The sequence below is a fragment of the Streptomyces sp. NPDC005576 genome, assembly GCF_042871745.1.
Classification (GTDB): Bacteria; Actinomycetota; Actinomycetes; order Streptomycetales; family Streptomycetaceae; genus Streptomyces.
In genome coordinates this window covers 25,853-46,182 of record NZ_JBIAJC010000019.1, presented here as the reverse complement: position 1 = coordinate 46,182, position 20,330 = coordinate 25,853, and the positions used below count along the sequence as shown (strand labels likewise).

The 20,330-nt window shown below is 70.8% G+C and carries 18 protein-coding genes; 11 read left to right on the top strand and 7 right to left on the bottom strand.

Annotation, left to right across the window (positions count from 1 at the left end):
- Positions 1 to 87 precede the first annotated feature (87 nt).
- The 3 genes from ACFYPN_RS28825 (at position 88) to ACFYPN_RS28815 (ending at position 4,204) form a co-directional block, all read left to right on the top strand.
- Positions 88 to 912, top strand: coding sequence for a DUF3558 domain-containing protein (locus ACFYPN_RS28825; RefSeq protein ID WP_389302238.1), 825 nt, complete (start codon positions 88 to 90; stop codon positions 910 to 912).
- Positions 913 to 1,123: 211 nt separating this feature from the next.
- Complete coding sequence (locus ACFYPN_RS28820; RefSeq protein ID WP_389302235.1) at positions 1,124 to 2,053, top strand: DUF3558 domain-containing protein; 930 nt, start codon at positions 1,124 to 1,126, stop codon at positions 2,051 to 2,053.
- A gap of 609 nt (positions 2,054 to 2,662) precedes the next feature.
- Positions 2,663 to 4,204: a DUF2637 domain-containing protein gene (locus ACFYPN_RS28815; RefSeq protein ID WP_389302233.1), complete on the top strand. Its 1,542-nt coding sequence runs from the start codon at positions 2,663 to 2,665 to the stop codon at positions 4,202 to 4,204.
- A gap of 79 nt (positions 4,205 to 4,283) precedes the next feature.
- On the opposite strand, the gene lysS is transcribed toward ACFYPN_RS28815, so the two are convergent.
- Positions 4,284 to 6,038 (bottom strand): lysine--tRNA ligase, encoded by a 1,755-nt coding sequence (gene lysS, locus ACFYPN_RS28810; protein WP_389302383.1) that lies wholly within the window; start codon positions 6,036 to 6,038, stop codon positions 4,284 to 4,286.
- A 131-nt stretch (positions 6,039 to 6,169) separates the two neighbouring features.
- On the opposite strand from lysS, the gene argS reads away from it, so the two are divergent.
- Complete coding sequence (gene argS / locus ACFYPN_RS28805; RefSeq protein WP_389302230.1) at positions 6,170 to 7,954, top strand: arginine--tRNA ligase; 1,785 nt, start codon at positions 6,170 to 6,172, stop codon at positions 7,952 to 7,954.
- Positions 7,955 to 8,036: 82 nt separating this feature from the next.
- On the opposite strand, the gene ACFYPN_RS28800 is transcribed toward argS, so the two are convergent.
- Both ACFYPN_RS28800 and ACFYPN_RS28795 read right to left on the bottom strand, forming a co-directional pair.
- Entirely contained in the window at positions 8,037 to 8,465 is a 429-nt protein-coding gene (locus tag ACFYPN_RS28800) for a hypothetical protein (RefSeq protein WP_358758283.1), read from the bottom strand.
- Between the two features lie 133 nt (positions 8,466 to 8,598).
- Positions 8,599 to 9,855, bottom strand: a complete 1,257-nt coding sequence (locus ACFYPN_RS28795) for a phospholipase D-like domain-containing protein (RefSeq protein WP_358758285.1) — start codon at positions 9,853 to 9,855, stop codon at positions 8,599 to 8,601.
- 541 nt (positions 9,856 to 10,396) lie between these two features.
- Between ACFYPN_RS28795 and ACFYPN_RS28790 the strand changes: the two genes are divergently transcribed.
- Positions 10,397 to 10,693 (top strand): hypothetical protein, encoded by a 297-nt coding sequence (locus ACFYPN_RS28790; protein ID WP_358758289.1) that lies wholly within the window; start codon positions 10,397 to 10,399, stop codon positions 10,691 to 10,693.
- A 145-nt stretch (positions 10,694 to 10,838) separates the two neighbouring features.
- On the opposite strand, the gene ACFYPN_RS28785 is transcribed toward ACFYPN_RS28790, so the two are convergent.
- Complete coding sequence (locus ACFYPN_RS28785) at positions 10,839 to 11,657, bottom strand: inositol monophosphatase family protein (RefSeq protein ID WP_389302225.1); 819 nt, start codon at positions 11,655 to 11,657, stop codon at positions 10,839 to 10,841.
- 149 nt (positions 11,658 to 11,806) lie between these two features.
- Positions 11,807 to 13,345, bottom strand: a complete 1,539-nt coding sequence (locus ACFYPN_RS28780) for a helix-turn-helix domain-containing protein (RefSeq protein ID WP_389302222.1) — start codon at positions 13,343 to 13,345, stop codon at positions 11,807 to 11,809.
- 396 nt (positions 13,346 to 13,741) lie between these two features.
- Here ACFYPN_RS28780 and ACFYPN_RS28775 point away from each other — a divergent pair, with 396 nt between their 5' ends.
- The gene (locus ACFYPN_RS28775) at positions 13,742 to 14,578 is read left to right on the top strand and encodes a DUF4232 domain-containing protein (RefSeq protein WP_389302219.1); all 837 of its coding nucleotides are present in this window, start codon (positions 13,742 to 13,744) and stop codon (positions 14,576 to 14,578) included.
- A gap of 207 nt (positions 14,579 to 14,785) precedes the next feature.
- On the opposite strand, the gene ACFYPN_RS28770 is transcribed toward ACFYPN_RS28775, so the two are convergent.
- Positions 14,786 to 15,223, bottom strand: coding sequence for an ATP-binding protein (locus ACFYPN_RS28770; protein ID WP_389302380.1), 438 nt, complete (start codon positions 15,221 to 15,223; stop codon positions 14,786 to 14,788).
- A 202-nt stretch (positions 15,224 to 15,425) separates the two neighbouring features.
- Between ACFYPN_RS28770 and ACFYPN_RS28765 the strand changes: the two genes are divergently transcribed.
- Both ACFYPN_RS28765 and ACFYPN_RS28760 read left to right on the top strand, forming a co-directional pair.
- Positions 15,426 to 16,211 carry a Scr1 family TA system antitoxin-like transcriptional regulator gene (locus ACFYPN_RS28765; protein ID WP_389302377.1) on the top strand — a complete coding sequence of 262 codons (786 nt, stop codon included), beginning with the start codon at positions 15,426 to 15,428 and terminating at the stop codon, positions 16,209 to 16,211.
- Positions 16,208 to 16,447 (top strand): DUF397 domain-containing protein, encoded by a 240-nt coding sequence (locus ACFYPN_RS28760; protein WP_389302216.1) that lies wholly within the window; start codon positions 16,208 to 16,210, stop codon positions 16,445 to 16,447. Before ACFYPN_RS28765 ends, ACFYPN_RS28760 begins: the two co-directional genes overlap by 4 nt.
- Positions 16,448 to 16,518: 71 nt before the next feature.
- On the opposite strand, the gene ACFYPN_RS28755 is transcribed toward ACFYPN_RS28760, so the two are convergent.
- Complete coding sequence (locus ACFYPN_RS28755; RefSeq protein WP_389302213.1) at positions 16,519 to 17,517, bottom strand: ArsR/SmtB family transcription factor; 999 nt, start codon at positions 17,515 to 17,517, stop codon at positions 16,519 to 16,521.
- A 60-nt stretch (positions 17,518 to 17,577) separates the two neighbouring features.
- Between ACFYPN_RS28755 and ACFYPN_RS28750 the strand changes: the two genes are divergently transcribed.
- From ACFYPN_RS28750 to ACFYPN_RS28740, 3 genes are all read left to right on the top strand, one after another.
- Positions 17,578 to 18,768, top strand: coding sequence for an MFS transporter (locus ACFYPN_RS28750; RefSeq protein WP_389302210.1), 1,191 nt, complete (start codon positions 17,578 to 17,580; stop codon positions 18,766 to 18,768).
- Positions 18,769 to 18,834: 66 nt separating this feature from the next.
- Positions 18,835 to 19,350 carry a GNAT family N-acetyltransferase gene (locus ACFYPN_RS28745; RefSeq protein ID WP_389302207.1) on the top strand — a complete coding sequence of 172 codons (516 nt, stop codon included), beginning with the start codon at positions 18,835 to 18,837 and terminating at the stop codon, positions 19,348 to 19,350.
- A gap of 131 nt (positions 19,351 to 19,481) precedes the next feature.
- Complete coding sequence (locus ACFYPN_RS28740; protein ID WP_389302204.1) at positions 19,482 to 20,300, top strand: isocitrate lyase/phosphoenolpyruvate mutase family protein; 819 nt, start codon at positions 19,482 to 19,484, stop codon at positions 20,298 to 20,300.
- The last annotated feature ends 30 nt before the right edge of the window (positions 20,301 to 20,330 follow it).

Sequence of the window (20,330 nt, the reverse complement as noted above, 5' to 3'; positions counted from 1 at the left end):
CGCACGTGCGATACACATTGTGTCCACCGGCCGCCTTCGCGCGGCAACCCGTTTTCGTAGCAGAGGGGGCCTGGGACCTTGCGACCCATGGCGTACGTTCCCGGCATCGCGCTTCTCGCGGCGCTCGTCTCCGGCTGCACCGGGGGCTCGGGCACCGAGGACGCCACCACCGACGCGAAGCCCGGCAGCCCCACCTTCTCGGTCGCACCTCCCGGCAAGTACCGGACCCTGCCCGAGGCCTGTCGGTCCGTGAGCACCGGCACGCTCAAACAGCTCCTGCCGGGCTTGGCCGACCTTCCGGAGGACCAGCGGGAGCGGGCGTACGAGGGTCGGGCGTCGGTCACGTACGACACCGACCGCAAGGCGGGCTGCACCTGGCAGGCGCGCACCGCGGACTCCACCCGGACCCTGGTGGTCGACTTCGAGCGGGTCGTCTCCTACGACCCCTCCGTGAGCGACGAGGACAGCGCCGCCACCGTGTACGGGAAGAAGGCGGAGGCGGCCGGCCTGCCCGCGTCCTCCCCCTCGGCGGACGACTCCGCGGACCCCTCCGCGACGCCGTCCCCGTCCACCGGCGGCGGTGCGGCATCCCAGGGCTCGACCTCCCCCACGGCGCCCGCCTCCCTCGACCCGAGCGGGAACGACACCGGGGGCGACGGCGACGCCGAGGACCTCGCTCCCCGGGTACTGAACAACATCGGAAATGCCGCCTTCCTGGACGATTCGCTCGAAAGCGGAGGTTCCGCAGCGCAGCGCCGCACCGTCAGCGTGGTCTTCCGCACATCGAACGTGGTCGTCACCGTCCGGTACGCCGAGCAGGCGACCGATGCCGCCGAGGTGCCGGAGAGCGCGGAACTCCAGGAGAAGTCCCAGGCACTGGCCCGCGGGCTGGACGAGACCATCAGCGAATAGGCCGCATCGGCGGGTGTCGGCGGGGCCCGCCCGGACCCCGTCACGACCGGCCGCCATGGCCACGCGGAATCCGCGTCCGTCGTACGGTGGCTTCCCGGAACACGCACCCGCACCGCCCCGCCCGACCCGGGCAAGATCCCGGGCACGACCCCGGGCAAGAGTCAGAACGACCGCACGACCGCGATCGCCGTCCCGTCCGAGTGAAGGAACCATGCACCGATCAGCCCCGCGACTGTCCCGCATACTCCTCTGCGCCGCCGTCCCGGTGATGCTCGTAGCCGCCGGCTGCTCGTCGGACTCCGACGACGCGAAGGAGAAGAGCGCCGGCTCCACCGCCGCCTCCGGATCGTCGAGCGCCACCGCCTCCGCGAGCCCCACCGTGGAACCCGCGAAGTTCGCCGGGCTGCCCGATCCGTGCAAGGCGATCTCCGCCAAGACCATCAAGAAGCTCGTCCCGTCCGCGAAGAAGGCCGCGGGCACCGCGGGCAAGTCGAACGACGACGACGCCCGGGGCAGCTGCTCCTGGAACGGCCTGGACGACAAGGGCGTCAAGGGCTCGGTGTACCACTGGTTGGACGTCGGCCTCGTCCGGTACGAATCCGACGCGGCACTCGGCAGCGGCGCGGACCGCGCGAGCACCGACTACACCAAGGCGGTCACCAAGGCGCAGGGGGCCGAGGGCGCGAAGAATCTCAAAACCACGCCCGTCTCCGGCATCGGCGACCAGGCCTCCGCGATCACGTACACCCTGAACAAGACGAGCGAGGACTTCACCTACGCGGCGGTCGTCGTGCGTACGGGCAACGTCGTCGTCTCGGTGAACTACAACGGCACCGGCTACGCGGGTGCCAAGGCCCCGTCCGCCGCGGACATCCTGGCCGGCGCGCAGACCGCGGCCAAGGAGGCCGTGGCGGCCGTCGGCGGCACGGGCGGCGGCACCGCGTCCGGGTCGGCGAGTCCGAGCGCCACCACCAGCGCCAGTCCGAAGACGAGCAGCAGCAAGAGCACCGGCGCGAGCGACAGCCCGAAGACGAGCAGCAGCAAGAGCACCGGTTCGGCCGACTCCGGCTCCGACTCCGGCTCCGACGCGGACTCCGGCGCCACCGCGAAGTCGACCCCCAAGGCGACCAAGAAGTCCTGACGCCCGGACGCCTCCGTCCGACCGTCCGTCCGACCGACCAGGGACTCCTGTCAGCCCTCGCTCCGGGGTCCGGCCGCTTCGTGGAGGCCGGGCCCCGGAGGCGTGTCCGGGGGTGTCGGCGAGCATGGCGCGCATCGGCGCGTCCCACCCCACCACGTCCGGCGCCGTGCGCTCCGTGAGGACGGCGCCCAGGCTCCGGCGGTCGGCCAGGGAGACGAACGCCATGCCGAACGAGGTGCGGGTGGCGTCGATGCCCTCGAACCTCAGCGCTTCCATGCCACGCTCCTTGCCCGGCGGAGGGCCGCCGGACACCGGGCCGGAAAGGCACCGGATGCCCTGTCGCGGGCACAGCGTAGGGCCGCACACGCCAGCGAGGAGCCGGTCCCGCGGGCGCCGCTCCCAAGTCGTGACCGAAAATCGCCTGCGGACCAACGTCCCAGCCCAGAGCCCTCTTTGCGGAATCGGTGACTCCCCCCGGACGCCCCGGCGGGCCGTCCTCCCGGCCTCCCCGCGCATCACGTCTCGTACACATGTGCCAGGCTGGCCTTCGCCGGATGACAGAAGCCGGGCGGAGAACAGAGGTCGGGGAGGGGATCGCGGGTGGCCGCGATGCAGCTCACACGGACGCACCGGGTACTCATCGGGCTCGTCGTCGCCGGAGCGGTGGTCATCGCCGCGATCGGTTTCGCGGGCTCCTACGCAGCCGTGCGCGAACTCGCCCTGGAGAAGGGGTTCGGCAACTTCTCCCTGGTCTTCCCGATCGGCATCGACGCGGGCATCTGCGTACTGCTGGCGTTGGACCTGCTGCTGACGTGGATGCGCATCCCGTTCCCGCTGCTGCGCCAGACGGCGTGGCTGCTGACGGCGGCGACCATCGCGTTCAACGGCGCGGCCGCCTGGCCCGATCCGCTCGGCACCGGCATGCACGCGGTGATCCCGATCCTCTTCGTCGTCGCCGTCGAAGCCGCCCGCCACGCGGTGGGCCGGATCGCCGACATCACCGCCGACAAGCACATGGAGGGCGTGCGCCTCACGCGCTGGCTGCTCTCCCCCGTACCGACGTTCAAGCTGTGGCGGCGCATGAAGCTCTGGGAGCTGCGCAGCTACGAACAGGTCATCAAGCTCGAACAGGACCGGCTGATCTACCAGGCCCGGCTACAGGCCCGTTTCGGCCGCACCTGGCGCCGCAAGGCCCCGATCGAGGCGCTGATGCCGCTGCGGCTCGCCAAGTACGGCGTGCCGCTCGCCGAGACCGCCCCGGCCGGTCTCGCGGCGGCCGGAATCGAGCCCGTGCTGCTGCCGCCCGCGCCGAAGCCCGAACTCGCCCCGTACGAGGGCACCCAGCACGCGCAGGGCCCCGACCGCCGTCAGGACGCGGCGCCCCACCCCCAGCAGCGGGACCTCCCCCGCGCGTCCCTCCCCCAGCAGCGGAACAACCGCCCCCAGGGCGGGTACGCCCAGGGTGGGTACGCCCAGGGTGGGTACGCCCGGGACGGGTACGCCCGGGACGACGTACCGCCGGACGCGTATCCGCAGGACCCGTACCCGCAGGGGCCGTACCCCCAGGACACCCACCAGCAGGAGCGCGGCGACTGGGCGCCGGTGGACCCCGACCCGGACGCGCAGGGCAGCCCGTGGTTCGCGGGACAGCCGGCGGACCAGCCGTACCAGGGCGACTACGACCCCTTCTACGAGGACACCTTCGAGCGCACGCCCGCCCAGGTGCCCCTGGGGCCCGGCGGCCGTACCCGTCCGCTCGGCAACGTCGGCACCATCGGCGCCGTCCCGTACGCGCGCGGCACCCAGCAGGAGGGCGCCGGGCAGCAGTCCGACGCCGACGAGAACGCCCGGGAAGCCGTCCAGGCCGCCGAGGAGACGGTGCGGGAGGCCGAGCGGGCCGCGCAGGACGCTTCGTCCGAGGCCGACACCCATCAGACCGCCGAGGACGCCGAGTACGCCGAGATCGCCTACCAGGTCTTCCGGACGTTCGTCGCGACGAACAGTGGCTACCCCAGCATCGACGTCCTCTCCATCCACCTCGCCGACGGCCAGAACGTCCACCACCCGCGCAGCGCCGCCCTGTTGCGCCGCCTGATGCCGGAGTTCAAGCAGCGGTACGACGCGGAGCTCGCGGCCGACCACATCGCCTGAGGCCCGGGGGTTCGCGCACGCGGAAGGGGCCGTCACCCGGATCACCCGGGGGACGGCCCCTTCCGGTGCCTCCGCGTACCTACGCCCCGAGCAGCGCCCGCACCCGGTCCGCGCCGACGGCGAGGAGCAGGGTGGGCAGCCGCGGGCCGGTGTCCCGGCTGACGAGCAGGCGGTAGAGCAGCGCGAAGAACGACCGCTGCGCCACCTTCAGTTCGGGCGTCGGCTTGGCGTCCGGCGCCAGCCCGGCGAGCACCTTCGGCACGCCGTAGACGAGGGTGGTGAGCCCGTCCAGGGACCAGTGGCTGTCCAGGCCCTCCACCAGCAGCCGCAGCGACTCGCGCCCCTGCTCGTCCAGCGAGCCGAGGAGCTCGGCGTCCGGCTCGGTGCGCACGACGGTGCGGGCCTCGGCCGGGACCTGGGTGGTGATCCAGTTCTCGGCACGGTCGAGGCGGGGGCGTACCGCGTCGAGCGAGGTCAGCGGGTTCTCCGGGTCGAGCTCGCTGAGGATGCGCAGGGTCTGGTCGTCGGCGCCGGCGGTGATGTCGGCGACGGAGGCCAGCGTGCGGTAGGGCAGCGGGCGCGGGGTGCTCGGCAGCTCACCGGCGGCCGTGCGGACGGCCCGCCCGTGGGCGGCGAGGTCGGCGGGCAGCGCGGTGCCGTCGGCGACCTTGCGCTCCAGGGAGTCCCACTCGTCGTAGAGCCGGTTGATCTCCTGGTCGAAGGCGATCTTGAAGGACTGGTTGGGCCTGCGGCGCGCGTACAGCCAGCGCAGCAGCGGCGCCTCCATGATCTTCAGGGCGTCGCCCGGGGTCGGCACCCCGCCCTTGGAGGAGGACATCTTCGCCATGCCGGAGATCCCGACGAAGGCGTACATCGGGCCGATCGGCTGGACGCCGTCGAAGATCTCTCGGACGATCTGGCCGCCGACGACGAACGACGAACCCGGCGAGGAGTGGTCCACGCCGCTGGGCTCGAAGACCACGCCCTCGTACGCCCAGCGCATCGGCCAGTCGACCTTCCAGACCAGCTTGCCGCGGTTGAACTCGTTGAGCCGCACGGTCTCGGCGAAGCCGCACTCCGAGCAGGTGTAGTTCAGCTCGGTGGTCCGGTCGTCGTAGGAGGTGACGACGGTGAGGTCCTTGCCGCAGTTGCCGCAGTACGGCTTGTACGGGAAGTACCCGGCGGAGCTGCCGCTGCCGTCGTCCTCGTCCGCCGCGCCGGAGCCCTCGGCTGCCTCCAGCTCGGCCTCGTCGACCTTCTTCTGCTGCTGCTTGCCCTTGCCCGCGGCGGCCGGGTCCTTCTTCGTCCGGTACCGGTCGAGGACGGCGTCGATGTCCGCGCGGTGCTTCATCGCGTGCAGGATCTGCTCGCGGTAGACACCGGCGGTGTACTGCTCGGTCTGGCTGATCGGGTCGTACTCGACGCCCAGCTCGGCCAGCGCCTCGGTCATGGCGGCCTTGAAGTGCTCGGCCCAGTTCGGGTACGCGGACCCGGCCGGGGCGGGCACCGAGGTCAGCGGCTTGCCGATGTGCTCGGCCCAGGACGCGTCGATGCCGGGTACGCCGTTCGGGACCTTGCGGAACCGGTCGTAGTCGTCCCACGAGATCAGGTGGCGGACCTCGTACCCGCGGCGGCGGATCTCGTCGGCGACCAGGTGCGGGGTCATGACCTCGCGGAGGTTGCCGAGGTGGATCGGGCCGGACGGGGACAGGCCGGACGCGACGACGACCGGTTTGCCAGGCGCGCGACGCTCCGATTCCGCGATGACATCGTCCGCGAAGCGGGAGACCCAGTCGGTCTCGGTGCTTGTCTGACTTTCGGCCACGATCGGCACGCCCTTCTCTCGTACGGGAAACACTGGGGCCCCTCCATCCTCCCAGGTGGACGACGGAGCGCGAAAATGGCTTTACCGCCCGTGGGATACTTGGGGGAACCCTTGCCCCCTACGGAAACGGCAGCCGGCACATGGCCTCGGTCCCTTCCCTCGCTTCCACGCTCCAGCAGCAGCTGGCGGACGCCCTGACGGCAGCACTGCCCGACGCCGGCGCCGCCGACCCGCTGCTGCGACGGAGCGACCGGGCCGACTTCCAGGCCAACGGCATCCTGGCGCTCGCCAAGAAGCTCAAGGGAAACCCCCGCGAGCTGGCCTCCCAGGTCACGGCCGCGATCCCGGCGGGCGAGCTGATCAAGGAGATCGAGGTCTCCGGACCCGGCTTCCTGAACATCACCCTCACCGACCGGGCGATCCTCGAAACCCTCGCCGCGCGGGCGGCCGACGCCGAGGGCCGCCTCGGTGTGCCGACCGCGCAAGACGCCGGTACGACGGTCGTCGACTACGCCCAGCCGAACGTCGCCAAGGAGATGCACGTCGGCCACCTGCGGTCGGCGGTCATCGGTGACGCGATGGTGCGCATCCTGGAGTTCACCGGCGAGTCCGTGGTCCGGCGCCACCACATCGGCGACTGGGGCACGCAGTTCGGCATGCTCATCCAGTACCTCGTGGAGCACCCGGACCAGCTGAGCCACGAGACCGCGGGCAGCGACGCCGCGTCCGCGGGCGAGGCCGCCATGTCCTCGCTGAACCGGCTCTACAAGGCGTCCCGCGCCCTCTTCGACACCGACGAGGAGTTCAAGGCCCGCGCCCGGGACCGGGTGGTGGCGCTCCAGGCCGGGGACCCGCAGACGCTCGCCATGTGGCAGCGGTTCGTCGACGAGTCGAAGGTCTACTTCTACTCGGTCTTCGACAAGCTCGACATGGAGATCTCCGACCCGGACATCGTCGGCGAGTCGGGGTACAACGACATGCTGGAGGAGACCTGCCGCATCCTGGAGGAGACCGGCGTCGCCGTGCGTTCCGAGGGTGCGCTCTGCGTCTTCTTCGAGGATGTGAAGGGCCCGGACGGCAACCAGGTCCCGCTGATCGTCAAGAAGACCAACGGCGGTTACGGCTACGCGGCGACCGACCTCTCCGCGATCCGCGACCGGGTACAGAACCTCAAGGCCGACACCCTCCTCTACGTCGTGGACGCCCGGCAGTCGCTCCACTTCAAGATGGTCTTCGAGACCGCTCGCCGGGCCGGCTGGCTGGGCGAGGACGTCAAGGCGCACCAGCTGGCCTTCGGCACGGTTTTGGGCAAGGACGGCAAGCCGTTCAAGACCCGTGAGGGTGTCACGGTCCGGCTGGAGGACCTCCTGGACGAGGCGGTCTCCCGGGCGACGGCCGTGGTGCGGGAGAAGGCCGAGAAGGTGGGCCTCTCCGAGGAGGAGATCGTCGAGAACGGCCGGTACGTCGGCATCGGCGCGGTCAAGTACGCCGACCTGTCCACGTCCGCCGTGCGCGACTACAAGTTCGACCTGGACCAGATGGTCTCGCTCAACGGCGACACCTCGGTCTACCTCCAGTACGCCTACGCCCGTATCCGCTCGATCCTCCGCAAGGCCGGCGACGCGAAGCCCGTCGCCCACCCGGAGCTGGAGCTGGCCCCGGCGGAGCGCGCGCTCGGTCTGCACCTGGACCGGTTCGGCGAGACGCTGGACGAGGTCGCGGCGGGGTACGAACCGCACAAGCTGGCCGCGTACCTCTACCAGCTGGCGTCGCACCTGACGACGTTCTACGACCAGTGCCAGGTGCTCAGCGACGAGAACGCCCCCGAGGTCGTCGAGAACCGGCTCTTCCTCGTGGAGCTGACCGCCCGCACCCTGCACACCGGCATGGAACTCCTGGGCATCCGGACGCCCGAGCGCCTCTGAGGGTCGTGGGCGCCTGACGCACGAAAAGCCCGGCGGATCGGCTCGATCCGCCGGGCTTCCGGCATGTGCGTACGTACGTCGGCTACTGCGGCCGGCCCAGCGCCCACCCCGACACGTCGGAGAGGCGCCCGCGCCAGAGCGGCAGCAGCACCGGGCTCACCCCGCCGACGCTGAGGGTGACGTCCCGCAGGTGGATCCAGCGCGGCAGCCCCGGGTCCTCCTCGGCGCCGAACTCGCTCAGCCCCTGGTCGACGGATTCCGGGAACTCCGCGAGAAGATTCGCCCCCTCGCCCTCCACCTGGCGCAGGCTCCGCGCCCACTCGGCCTTCCACTCCTCGTGCCCGATCAGGTCCCCGTGGATCACGCCCCCGGGGATGGTGAGGGTCAGCGGAAGGCTGGACCGGAGTTCACGGTCGAGGAGCTGGATCAGCAGCTGGAGCTGGATGTCGGGCAGGGGTTCGGTGATCACCGCCGCCGTCGTTTCCCGTGAAGTGTCGGCGAAAGCGCTCATGGGGCACTCCCTTCAGGTGACGTACGGCTCCGGGGCGGGCGACGGCCCCGCGCGTACGGCGGCTGGGGCTGTTCATGTGCCCCGAGCGGCCCCCCGCACACCTGCGACGTGCGCGGTCGTGCGCAGGAGTTGCTCAGAGGAACCGGCGGATCGGGTACACCGACGCCTCGCGGGCCCGCTGCACGAGCGAGCGGCGGCGCCAGCGGCGGCCGTCGATCTGCACGCTCTTCCCCCGGTCCTGCTCGAAGTGGCCGTCGAGCACGGCGGTGAACTCCGGATCCAGCACCGCGAGCATCACTTCCTCGTCGTGGTCGAGGGAGCGCCGGTTGAAGTTGGTGGAGCCGATGAGGGCGGCGACCCGGTCCACGGTGAGGGTCTTGGTGTGCATCATCGTCGGCTGGTACTGGTGGATCTTCACCCCGCACCCGGTCAGCGCCTCGTAGTACCGCTGCCCGGCGAGCTGACAGACCCGTTTGTCGGTGTACGGGCCGGGGAGCAGGATCTCCACCTCCACGCCGCGCCGGGCGGTGGCGCAGAGCAGTTCGGTGAAGTACTCGTCGGGGGCGAAGTAGGCGGTGGTGAGGCGGACGCGTTCCTCGGCGGATTCGAGGACGACCCGGATCAGGGTCTGCATGTCCTGCCAGCCGAAGCTGGCGGAGCCGCGTACCACCTGGACGATCGCGTCGCCCTCCTGGGCGCCGGGCACGAACCGGTCCTTGGTGTCGAAGAGTTCGTGGTGGCACTCGGCCCAGTTCTGGGCGAAGGCGGCGGCGAGCCCGTCGACGGCGGGGCCGCGCAGCCGGACGTGGGTGTCCCGCCACTCGTGCTCGTCGCGCGCGTCGCCGCACCACTCCTCGGCGATCCCGACACCTCCGGTGAAGGCGGTGCGCTCGTCCACGACGAGGACCTTGCGGTGGCAGCGGTGGTTCTGCTTGAGCGGCGAGAGGTAGAGCGGCTTGCGGAACCACGCGACGTGGACGCCCGCGTCGCTCATCATCGCCAGCTGGTCCTTCTCGATGAGCCTGCTGCCGAACCCGTCGAGCAGCAGCCGCACCCGGACGCCGGCCCGGGCGCGTTCGGAGAGCGCCTCGGCGAACTGCTGGGCGATGTCCCCCCGCCAGTACACGAAGGTCATCATGTCCACGGTGTGCTCGGCCGCCCGTATCGCTCCGAGCATCGCGCCGAATATCTCGTCGCCGTTGCGCAGCGGGAGGAGGGCGTTCCCCTCGGTCGCGGCGATCCCGATGAGCCGTTCCAGCCGCCGTCTGAGGCGCTGGACCCGCTCGGCGGCGAGCGCGGGATCGATCGTCGCGGAGTCTCCCGGCGTCCCGTTCCCGTGGGCCGTCTCCTCGCTGCCGGAGGCGGCGGTGTCGAGCGTGCTGCTGGTCATGGATCACCTTCCGGAGGACGAGGGCGGCGGCCCGTTGCCCCCGGCGGGCGCCGGGGGCCGGGGGACGGGGTCGGGCAGTCGGCCGTCGTTCAGGTTGCCCGCGATCCGCCGGGTCACTCCCCGTACCGTCGGTGGCGTCCCTCGGGCGGCAGACTGTGCGCATGGCCTTCGCCACTCCGCTCGCCGCTGCTGAAGAGATCCACGCCCACCTGGTGGATGAACTCAACCTCGCCCTGCGCCGGCCCGGGATGCACGGGGGGCGAGACAGCTTTCCGGATGCTCGTCGATCATCTGCTGTTCGCGGAGCGCGAGCCCGAGGCGTGGGACCGGCTGCGGCGGGACTGGGACGACCGGGGGCTCTGGACCCCCATCGGCATCGGTGGAGCATTCCGGGACGTGTTCCCCCCCGCACGTGGATGCCTACGAGATCGCTTCTGTGTACGCGGAGTTCGCGCATCGGCGCGGCTGGCTCAAGGCTGACCACATTCTGCCGGGGAATGCGTACGCGGCCCTCACGGACCGCGTAAGGCAGTGGGCAGCAGTGGAACGCACGTGGGCGGACGTGACGGCGGAATTCGGCCCTCCCTCCGTCCTGTTCGGAGGAAGCAACCCGCTGCACGGAAAGACTCTGGGTTACCTCCGTGAGGATCCGCAGCGGCCGATGGTCTTCTTCCACCTGTGGAACGGGGTCGAGCCGGGGGCCGCATCGTGGCCGTCCAAGCACGAGCAGCCGTTGCTCCTCGCGGTGCGTCTGGGCAGGGGTTCGTTCCACGAATCGTTGATCTTCACCCCCGAGGGCGAGCGGAGAAGGCCCACGATTGGTGACCTGGAGCAGTAGCAGAGCCCTTGGCCTGCGTGGGGTCGCCCACAGGACGTGATGCGAAGGCCGTGCTGGTGAGTCCGGCGGAAGCAGAGCGTGCGGGCCGAGCCGTTCGCTGCCCGTCACGCTTGTCTTCGAAGCGCTCACCGCTGGTGCGCGGCCCTCAGCCCCTGATCATCGACAGCAGCAGCCCGTGCGTCGTGGCGTCGGCCGCCGCCACGAGTCCGCGTCCCGCAGGGCCGAGCGGGGCGCCGTCGATGCCGGTGACCACGCAGCCGGCGGCCCGGCACAGGGCAATTCCGGCGGCGAAGTGCACGCTTCCGGTCAGGTCGCCGCCGTCGGTGACGTACGCGGCGCGCTTGCCCGCCGCGACCCAGGCCAGCGCCAGCGTCGTGGACACCACCCGTGGCCGGAACCGCTCGCCGAACTCGGGGTGGGCCAGCAGGTCCACCCCCCGGAAGCCGGGCGCGCTCGGGAACGGCGGGTCCAGGTTGACGTCCACGAGCCGGGTGGCCGGGGTGGGCGTGAGGAGGGTGTCGCCTCCGTCCCGCCGTACCCGGGCGGTGGTGCCGTCGGTGAAGAAGGTCTCCCCGCTGAATGGATCCGCCACCGCGGCCGCCCCGTCCCGGAGTGCGACGTTGACGGCCACCACCATGTTCCCGACCGCGTAGTTGAGCGTGCCGCAGAGGGGGTCCACCAGCCATTGGCGCACCGCGTCCGCCGCGCCCCGCTGTCCCCCCTCCTCGCCGAGCACCGCGTCGTCGGGCCGGGCGGCGCGGAGGACGTCGAGGATCGCCTGCTCCGCCTCCAGATCGGCGGCGGTCGCGAAATCACCGCCGCTCTTGTCGACGCGGGCGAGCCGCCGGCCGTACAGCTCGCGCACCACCCGCGCACCGGCCTGGGCGCCGGCCAGAGCGATCTCGACATCGCTGGACGTTCCGGGGGATTCGATCACGGCATGCAGCGTAGTGCGCGAAGTCATCTCTCCTGGCGCCTTGTTGGCCGTTACACCCGTGGATGACTGCGCTTCGCGCCCCGGCCGCGCACGGGCAGCCGGCGGACCCGCGCACGGCTCGACGGAGGCGCCGCGCAGGGCAGAACGCGCGGGCCGGGGAGCGCGTCCCCCGGCCGTCACTCCCCCTCATCCGCCATGGACGGGTCCGAGTAGTCCTTGTCCATCCACTGCGCCCGGTCCGCCCAGTAGATGTACGACGGCCGGGCCGCGAGGCTGCTCGTGCGGAAGGGCTCGCCCTGGTCGTCCACGCGCAGGGTGCCGCTCCGGTCCCCGCTGGTCCAGTCGAGCTCCAGGTACCAGGAGACGTCGTGGCCCTCCACGTGTGCGTCGAGGTCGAAGACCTGGACGTCGGTCGCGCTGGTCCGGAACGGGAAGTCCTGCGCGGGAACCACCGCGTCGCCCTGCTTCCCGGCCACCGGCCTGGTGCGCGGCTGACTGTCGTCGAGGTCGATGTCGAAGCTCCGCGGGGTGATCGCGCTGCCGCAGCCCTCGCCCATCGAGTACGCGTTCCAGGTGAGCGGCGCCTTCCGCGACACGACCCGCACGTGGAGGGCGCTGATCACGACGGCTTCGGACGAGGAGCCCTGGAGGGAGAGTTCGAGCAGTTGCGACCCACCGTCCACGCCACCCAGCGCCTTCGCCCAGTGGTGGGAGTCCTGCGGCGGAGGAGGCTGCGGAACGTCGTTCGGGCCGTCGCTCAGGAGGTAGTACTGCCCGCAGGGCGACTCCCAGTTGTACGAGGTGATGGTGGCGCGCAGCGGAACCTCGTCCGAGGAGAGCGTTTCCTTCTTCGCCGGCGCCGCCGTGGCGGTCGCCCCCGCCGACGCGGTCGCCGACCTGGTCGCCGACGGGGAGGCCGAAGCCGAGGCGCTCGCCGAAGGCTTGGCGCTCTGCTTCCGGGATGGACTCGGCGAGGCGTTCCGTACGGCGGTCGCGGTGGCGGCCCCGGAGGAATCGGCGTTCACGCCGTCGTCCGAGCCGCCCGCGAGGTGACGGGCGACGAGCGCGGACGGCACGCTGAGGGCGACCACGACAGCGGCGGCCAGCAGGACGCGGGTGCGCCGGGAACGCGGACGACCAGGACCACCGGCCACCTTGTCCTGGCGACCCGTCACCAGCGGTTCCAGCAGCGCCGGATCGCGAGGGCGCTCCTCGGGGTGCGCTGCGGAGTCGGACGTGATCGAGGGTGACGTGACGGGGAGCGTGGAAGCAGCCGCTTCCGGCTCTTCGCCCTCCTCCGCCTCCGGCGCCGCCTCCACGTCAGCAGCCGAAGCCGACTCCGCAGCCGTCTCCGCAGCCGCCGCCGACTCCGCTTTCCCACCCGCGACGGATTCCGCTTCCGCGTCGGCCGGACGGGCCCAGGAGGGGACTACGGGCGCGGGGGCCTGGTCCCTCCGTGTCGCGCCCTGCTTCTTCGCCTGGTCCGCCAGAATCCACTGCCGGTGCAGCTCGACCATCTCGTCCGGCGTCGCACGGCACAGCCTGGCCAGGCGCTCGACCGGGGCGAACTCGTGCGGGACGGCATCACCGTTGCAGTACCGGTGGATCGTGGACGTGCTCATGTGGAGCCGCTTGGCCAGCGTCCCGTAACTCATTCCGGACCGTTCCTTCAGCGCGACCAGCGCTGCGGCGAAGTCCTGGATTTCCGTGCCCACCCGACAGTTCCCCCTTCGTTCCCGTCCCGGAAGAGCGTTCCAGGCACCTCGCATATCCGCAGGTCAGAGGCGGTTCCAGCGTTCCAGCGTCCCAACTGAGCCGAGATCCATTGCCGCTGGGACGCGGAGCCGGACAGCATGTGGCCATGCCGGGTCGCCGACCGCGAACGGCACGAACCCACCACCCTCACCACACGGAGTCGTCATGCCCGAATCCGCCCTCGGGGGCCTCATCGGAACCGTGGCCGCAGGAGTACTGATCACCGTTTCCGCGGCGGTCCTCTCACTCCTGTGCCACTGACGACCACGTCATTGTCCAGTACACCGGTTCACCTTCGGGACGCCCAACCGGCGCCCCCTTCCGGCCGAGTCATTCTCAGAAAAGGGAATCCCACCATGCGTCAGCTCCACACCCGCCGCCTCATCCGTGCCTCCGTCTTCGGCGTCGCCGCCCTGATCGGCACTCTCTCCCTGACGGCCTGCAACGACGAGGACACGGCCGCGATCGACAAGGTCGTCTCCTCGGCCGAGGCAGCCGCCGACGACACCGCCTCGCCGGCCCCGATCGGTACCGCCGCCCCCGCGACGAACGGCGAGAAGTCCACCCCGGAGAAGTCCTCGACCTCCTCCGGCTCGAAGTCCTCGGGTTCCGTTTCCGGCACTTCAGGCTCGGGCAAGTCCTCCACTTCCGGCGCGTCGGGCTCCGGCAGCTCGTCCACCGGATCCGCGGGATCGGCGGGATCGGCGGGATCGGCGGGATCGGCGGGCTCGTCCGACGACTCGGCCGGAAGCGACGACGACGCCCCGGACTCCCCCGTCTGCGACGGGTCCAACACCAAGGTGCGGGCCAGCATCCTGAGCCGCCCGGTCAACCACGTACTGCTGACCGTCACCAACACGGGATCGACGGCCTGCGACGCCTTCTCGTACCCGGGGGTCGGCTACGCCGGCGCCCAGTCGGTCATGGACTACGTCCGGGACAGCGTTCCCCAGGCGGTCGTCTCCCTGGAGCCCGGTCAGTCCGCCTACGCCTCGGTACGCACGGCGTCGGCGGACGGCAGCGGCGAGGGCGGCGTGGGGGTCAACGCCTTCACCGTCGACTTCCAGGACGCCTCCGGAAGCTTCGAGAACAGCACGCAGGTGACCGTCTCGCTGGGCAAGGAGGTCTGGGTCGACAGCTCAGCCGCCGTCACGTACTGGCTGACCGACTTCGAGGCGGCCACCTCGTACTGATCCGCCCGCACGGTCACCCGGAGGCCGGCCGCCTCCGTCCGGAGGCTCGTACTTCCCAGGTGAACCTGTGAACCCCTCAAACCGAGGGGCGCGCGGACCCAGGGGACGGCCAAGTGCCCTTCTGCACACGAGCTTCCCTGGTTCAGCAGTCACCCACAACGGCGGGCGCCGGGCGCGAGCCGGCACCCGCCGGGGCTCAGCCCCGGACTACCGGAGGCTCGCACCTCCCGTGAACTCGCACCACACGATCTTCCCGGGCTGCCGTACCGCGACTCCCCACCGGTCGGCGCACGCGTTGACGATGATCAGCCCGCGCCCGGACTCGTCACTCGCCTCGCTGCCCACGGGCCCCGCCCCGGAGACCCGGACATCGTCCCGGCCGTCACCGCTGTCGTGCACCTCGATCCGCAGCCCGGCCGCCGCCTCCGCCCTCTCCACCCGGACGAGATACCCACGCCCGGCAGGTACCCCGTGCAGCACCGCGTTGGTCGCCAACTCGCTCGCGCACAGCACGACATCGTCCACCCGCTCACCGAGACCCCACTCCTCGGCGGCCCGCCGCACGAACTCCCGTACGGCGGCCACCGAACTCCGGCGACGCCAGAAGAAGAGCTCACGGAGAGCGACGGTGTCCTTGGGGCGCACGGGGAGCGCGGGATACGCGAGGCGAGGGGTGGTCCCCTTTGTTTCATTCACCGGTCAAGAGTCACCCTCGGTGACTACGCTGCTGCAGTATGCGCACCCGTACAGATCTTTTGTACGGGTCGTGCGCGCGTGACGTACGGACCTGGATGGGGATAGGCAGGCCATGCATTCCAAGAAGCCGCAGCGTCGAAACGCGTCGGCCATGAAGCTCGTCGGCAAGCTGGTGGCACTCTTCCGCGTCGCAGCCGGCCTCACCCAGGCGCAGTTGGCGACGGAAGCCGGCGTCCAGGTCGAGACGATCGCCTCCATCGAGCAGGGCAGACGCTCCCTCCTCCCCGACCTGGCCGAGCGCCTGGATGAACTGCTCCCCACCAAAGGCGCTTTGGCGACAGCGGTGGAGAACCTGCCGGAGGTGGACCTGATCCCGGCATGGGCCGAGCGGTACATGGACCTGGAGCGCGAGGCGCTGGCGCTGTCGTGGTTCGAGAACCAGGTACTGCCGGGGTTGCTCCAGACGGAGAGTTACGCGGAGGCAGTCTTCCGGAACCGTGTGCCTGTGTTCAGTCAGGACGAGATCGCCGCCCAAATTTCGCTCAGGATGGGGCGGCAAGAGATCCTTCGGCGACCCGTGCCACCCACCATCAGCATGGTGGTCTGGGAAGCGGTCCTGATGCTCCGGCTGGTCTCGAGCGAAGAGCACGCACAGCAACTGAACCACCTGCGTTTTTGCGCGCAGTTGCCAGGTGTATGCCTGCAGGTGCTCCCCTTTGACAGCACAAACCACGCGGGCCTAGATGGGCCCTTTACTCTGCTGGAGACCCCGGATCACCAGCATGTGGCGTACTCCGAAACCCAGCGTGGCAGTCACCTGGTTTCCAACCCTGCCGACGTCAGCATCCTGACCCAGAAGTATGCGATGCTGCGAGCTCAGGCGCTCAGCCCTGAGCAGACCATGCGCCTGTTGGAACGCATGCTGGGAGAGCAATGAACACCGAACTGCACTGGCTCAAGTCGAGCTACAGCGGCAGCGAAGGCGGCCAGTGCGTCGAAGTCGCCCACAGCTGGCAGAAGTCCAGCCACAGCGGCGATGAAGGCGGCCAGTGCGTCGAGGTCTCCTCCCACCCCGCCGCCATCCACATCCGCGACTCCAAGAACCCCGAGGGCCCCATCCTCACGGTCAGCACCGGAACCTGGAGCGCCTTCGCCGTGTACGCGGCCTCGTAGGCACGCACGGGGTACAGGGCGTCGTCCGGGACGTACGGACCGTCGCCCGGGACGCAGTCGCGCCGCGCGCTTCATTCCCCGGCCGGACCTCCCGGGCGACCATGACGTGCGGCCTCGATCAGCTGGTCTCCCGCTGCGGTGCGGTAGTACAGCACCGACCGTCCCGCGCGTCTTCGCCGGACGAGTCCCGCGTCCAGCAGCACCTTGAGGTGTCTTCCCACGGACCCCAGTGCCAGTCCGGTCAGCGCCACCAGTTGGGTGGTACTCATCGGGGTGCCCACCAGGGTGAGGGTCCTGGCGCGCTGGGGGCCGAGCAGCGCGCCCAGCGCGTGGGGAGTCGGCCGGTACTCCTCTCCGGTCAGCACACCGGAACACGGGTACACCACGGCGTAACGATGGGGAGCTTCCCATGCGACCCAGCCGTTGCGAGGGGTGACGGGGACGAAGAGGAGCTGTCCCCCGGAGATGTCCCGTGGCGGGTGGTCGTGCGCGTTGATCTGCAGCGTGCCGTCGCCCAGCCAGCGTGTCCGGGGGCGTAGTTGGTCGAGGGTCGCCGCCCAGCCGCCTTCGGTCAACTGCCGGGTACGGGAGACGACATCGGCTTCCAGCGTGCGACGCCGACGCTCCCAGTACGGGAGGACGGTTCGGGTCCACACCCACTCCAGCAGGACGGCCGAGCGTTCCGCCAGGTCGTCCCGGCACAGGTGATGCGGGAGGGGTGCGCCGCCCAGCGACGCCGCCAGGTCCGCGCGGGCGGTCTCCGGGTGAGTGGTGCGGATGCGGTGGAGTTCCTCATCGATGTCCGGGGTCGTATGTGCCACCGGGGTGGGGGTGAGGAAGTCGGCGATCCAGCTGCGGCGGCAGCCTGCCCGGACCACTGCGGCCGCGACGGGATCGCGTTTCAACTGTGCGCGATACGAGGCCAGATGGGTGTCCAGCCACTTCCGCTCGGCGGGGTGGTGAGCGACCGCTCCCTCCAGGTCGACCAGGGAGGCGAAGGTCTCGGCCAGGGGCGAGATCACGAAGCGGCTGCGAGCCAGAGTGTCCGTGTCGAGCAGCCAGAGCCCCATCGTTTTGCCTCCGCTCGAAACATTAACAACGGCACGGCCGCCCCTCGGACACTCCCCCTCATGCGTACCTACCGTGACGTCTTCCGCACTCCGGAGTTCACTCCGCTCTTCGCCGGCGCTGCTCTGTCCGTGGCCGCCTCCACGGTGAGCGGGCTGGCTCTTGGCACTCTGGTCCACTCCGCCACCGGATCGCCCCTGCTCTCCGCTCTGGCGATGTTCGGGCCCTCCCTCGCCCAAGTGGTGGGCGCGACAACCCTGTTGTCGGCCTCCGACCGGCTTCGCCCGCGCGCCGCCATGACAACTATCGCCCTGGTGTTCGCGGTAACCTCCGTCATCCAGGCGATCCCCGGCATGCCCATGTGGGCGATTTTCGTCCTCCTTGCCACCGTAGGACTGATCTCCTCGACAGGGGGCGGGGTCCGCTTCGGGCTGCTCAACGAGATCCTCCCCACGGGCGGTTATCTGCTGGGGCGTTCGGTGCTCAATATGGCCGTCGGCGCCCTGCAGATAGGTGGTTACGCCCTCGGTGGCCTCCTCATCACGCTGCTCTCACCGCGTGGCGCCCTGCTCGTGGGCGCTTTGCTGTACGTGGCCGCCGCCACCGTGACCCGCCTCGGCCTCACCGACCGGAGCCCGCGCGCCACCGGACGTCCTTCGATCGCCGCCACCTGGCGCGTCAACGTCCTCCTCTGGGGCTCAGCGCCACGCCGCACCGTCTACCTGGCTCTCTGGGTACCGAACGGCCTGATCGTCGGGTGCGAGTCCCTCTTCGTTCCGTACGCCCCCGACCACGCGGGCCTCTTCTTCGCCTGCGCGGCTCTCGGCATGCTGGTGGGCGACGTTCTCGCGGGACGTTTCCTTCCGCCCCGGTGGCGGGAGCGCCTCGGCGCACCTCTCCGGCTTCTCCTTGCCGCCCCCTACCTGCTGTTCTTCCTGGACCCGGGGCTCTCGGTCGCTCTGGTCGCGGTCGCCCTGGCATCCGTGGGGTTCGCAGCGAGCCTTCTCCTCCAGGAGCGCCTGATGCGGTTGACCCCCGACGAACTGAGCGGCCAGGCACTGGGACTGCACTCCTCCGGAATGCTCACCCTGCAGGGCGTCGGCGCCCTCTGCGCGGGCACCCTGGCCGAGCTCGTCCCACCCGGAGCTGCCATGACGACCATGGCGGCCGCTTCCCTCGCCGTGACCGTGGCCCTCGCTCCAGGACTGCGACGAGACCCGCAGGTCGCTGCCGCTGCCGCTGCGGCGAAGTAGTGCGTAGCCACCGCGCAGAGAGGTGCAGTCGATGTTCGCGCCGGTCCGGATCGGTATCGTCGCGGCATGCCCGAACTGATCGCGCCGACCACGCGCCTGCACTCCGCCTGGCTCGAAGCGCGTGACGAGTGGGGCCCCGGTCTCCACGAGGACGGCTTCGGGCTGGGGCCGTCCGACGACGTCGACTCGCCGGACGGCTTCCGCGCCTGGGTGGCGCTGCTGGCCGACGCGTCGGGCCGGGAGGCGGTGCGGAGTGGCCGGGGTTGTACGTACCGGTGGATCGTCGAGGGTGACCGGGTGCACGGCGGGATCGCGCTCCGGCACGGGCCCAACGAACACGTGCCGCACTTCGGCCACATCGGTTACGGCATCCGGCCGTCGTCCCGTCGGCGCGGGCTGGCGACCTGGGCACTGGGCCGGATACTCGCCGAGGCACGGCCGCTCGGCCTGCGCCGAGTACTGATCGTCTGCGAGGTCGACAACCTCCACTCCGCCAGGACGATCGAGCACCACGGTGGCGTCCTCGAAGGGGTCAGGGAGACCCAACACGGACCCGTGCGGCGCTATTGGATCACCGTGTAGCGCTGCGGACCTGCGTTGTTGTCCGGCCGAAAGGAGCGGCGGTCGGTGCGTGTGATCACACGGCGGCCGAAGCCGCTGTTCCTGTCGGAATTTCGCCAGCACGGAGGCGGCAGCCGATGTTGACTGCGTCCATGCCCCTCACACAGCCGGACACCGCCCGCCTCTTCCGCTCCCTGCACACCGCATCCGCACCCCTGGCTCTCGCCAATGCCTGGGACGTCGCGAGTGCCCGCCTCATCGAGGCCGCCGGCGCCCCCGCGATCGCCACGACCAGTGCGGGTGCCGCCTGGTCCCTGGGCGCCCCGGACGGCGAGGTCCTCACCCGCGAGAGGGCGCTCGAACTGGTCGGCCGGATCGTCGCTGCCGTCGCGGTACCGGTCACCGCGGACATCGAGGGCGGGTACGGGACGGATGCCGCCGGCATCGCCGAGACGGTGACCGGGGTGCTCGCGGCCGGCGCCGTCGGCGTCAACATCGAGGACGGCACCCGGCCCCCGGCGGAACTCGCCGCGCGCCTGGCGGTGGCCCGGCAGACCGCGGACCGGGCAGGGGCGGGACTCTTCCTCAACGCCCGCGTCGACACCTACCTCCTGGGGCTCGGTGACCCGGACACCCGGCTGAAGGAGACGCTGGCTCGGGCGCACCTGTACATCGATGCGGGCGCGGACGGCATCTTCGTCCCCGGCACCACCGACTCCGCCACCGTCGCGGAGCTGGCCGACGGCATCTCCGTACCGCTGAACGTCATGGCCGGCCCCGGCGCCCCGACCGTCGCCGAGCTCGGCGCCCTCGGCGTGGCCCGCGTCAGTCTCGGACCGGGCGTGGCGCAGGTCGCGTACGCCGCAGCCCGCCGCTCCGCTCAGGAGCTCTACGGGACCGGTGGTTACGACGGCCTCTCCGAAGGCATGAGCTTCCCGGAGCTCAACGGCCTCTTCTCCGAGCCCAACTGACCCTGTTCGCATCGCAGCGGGGGTACGGCC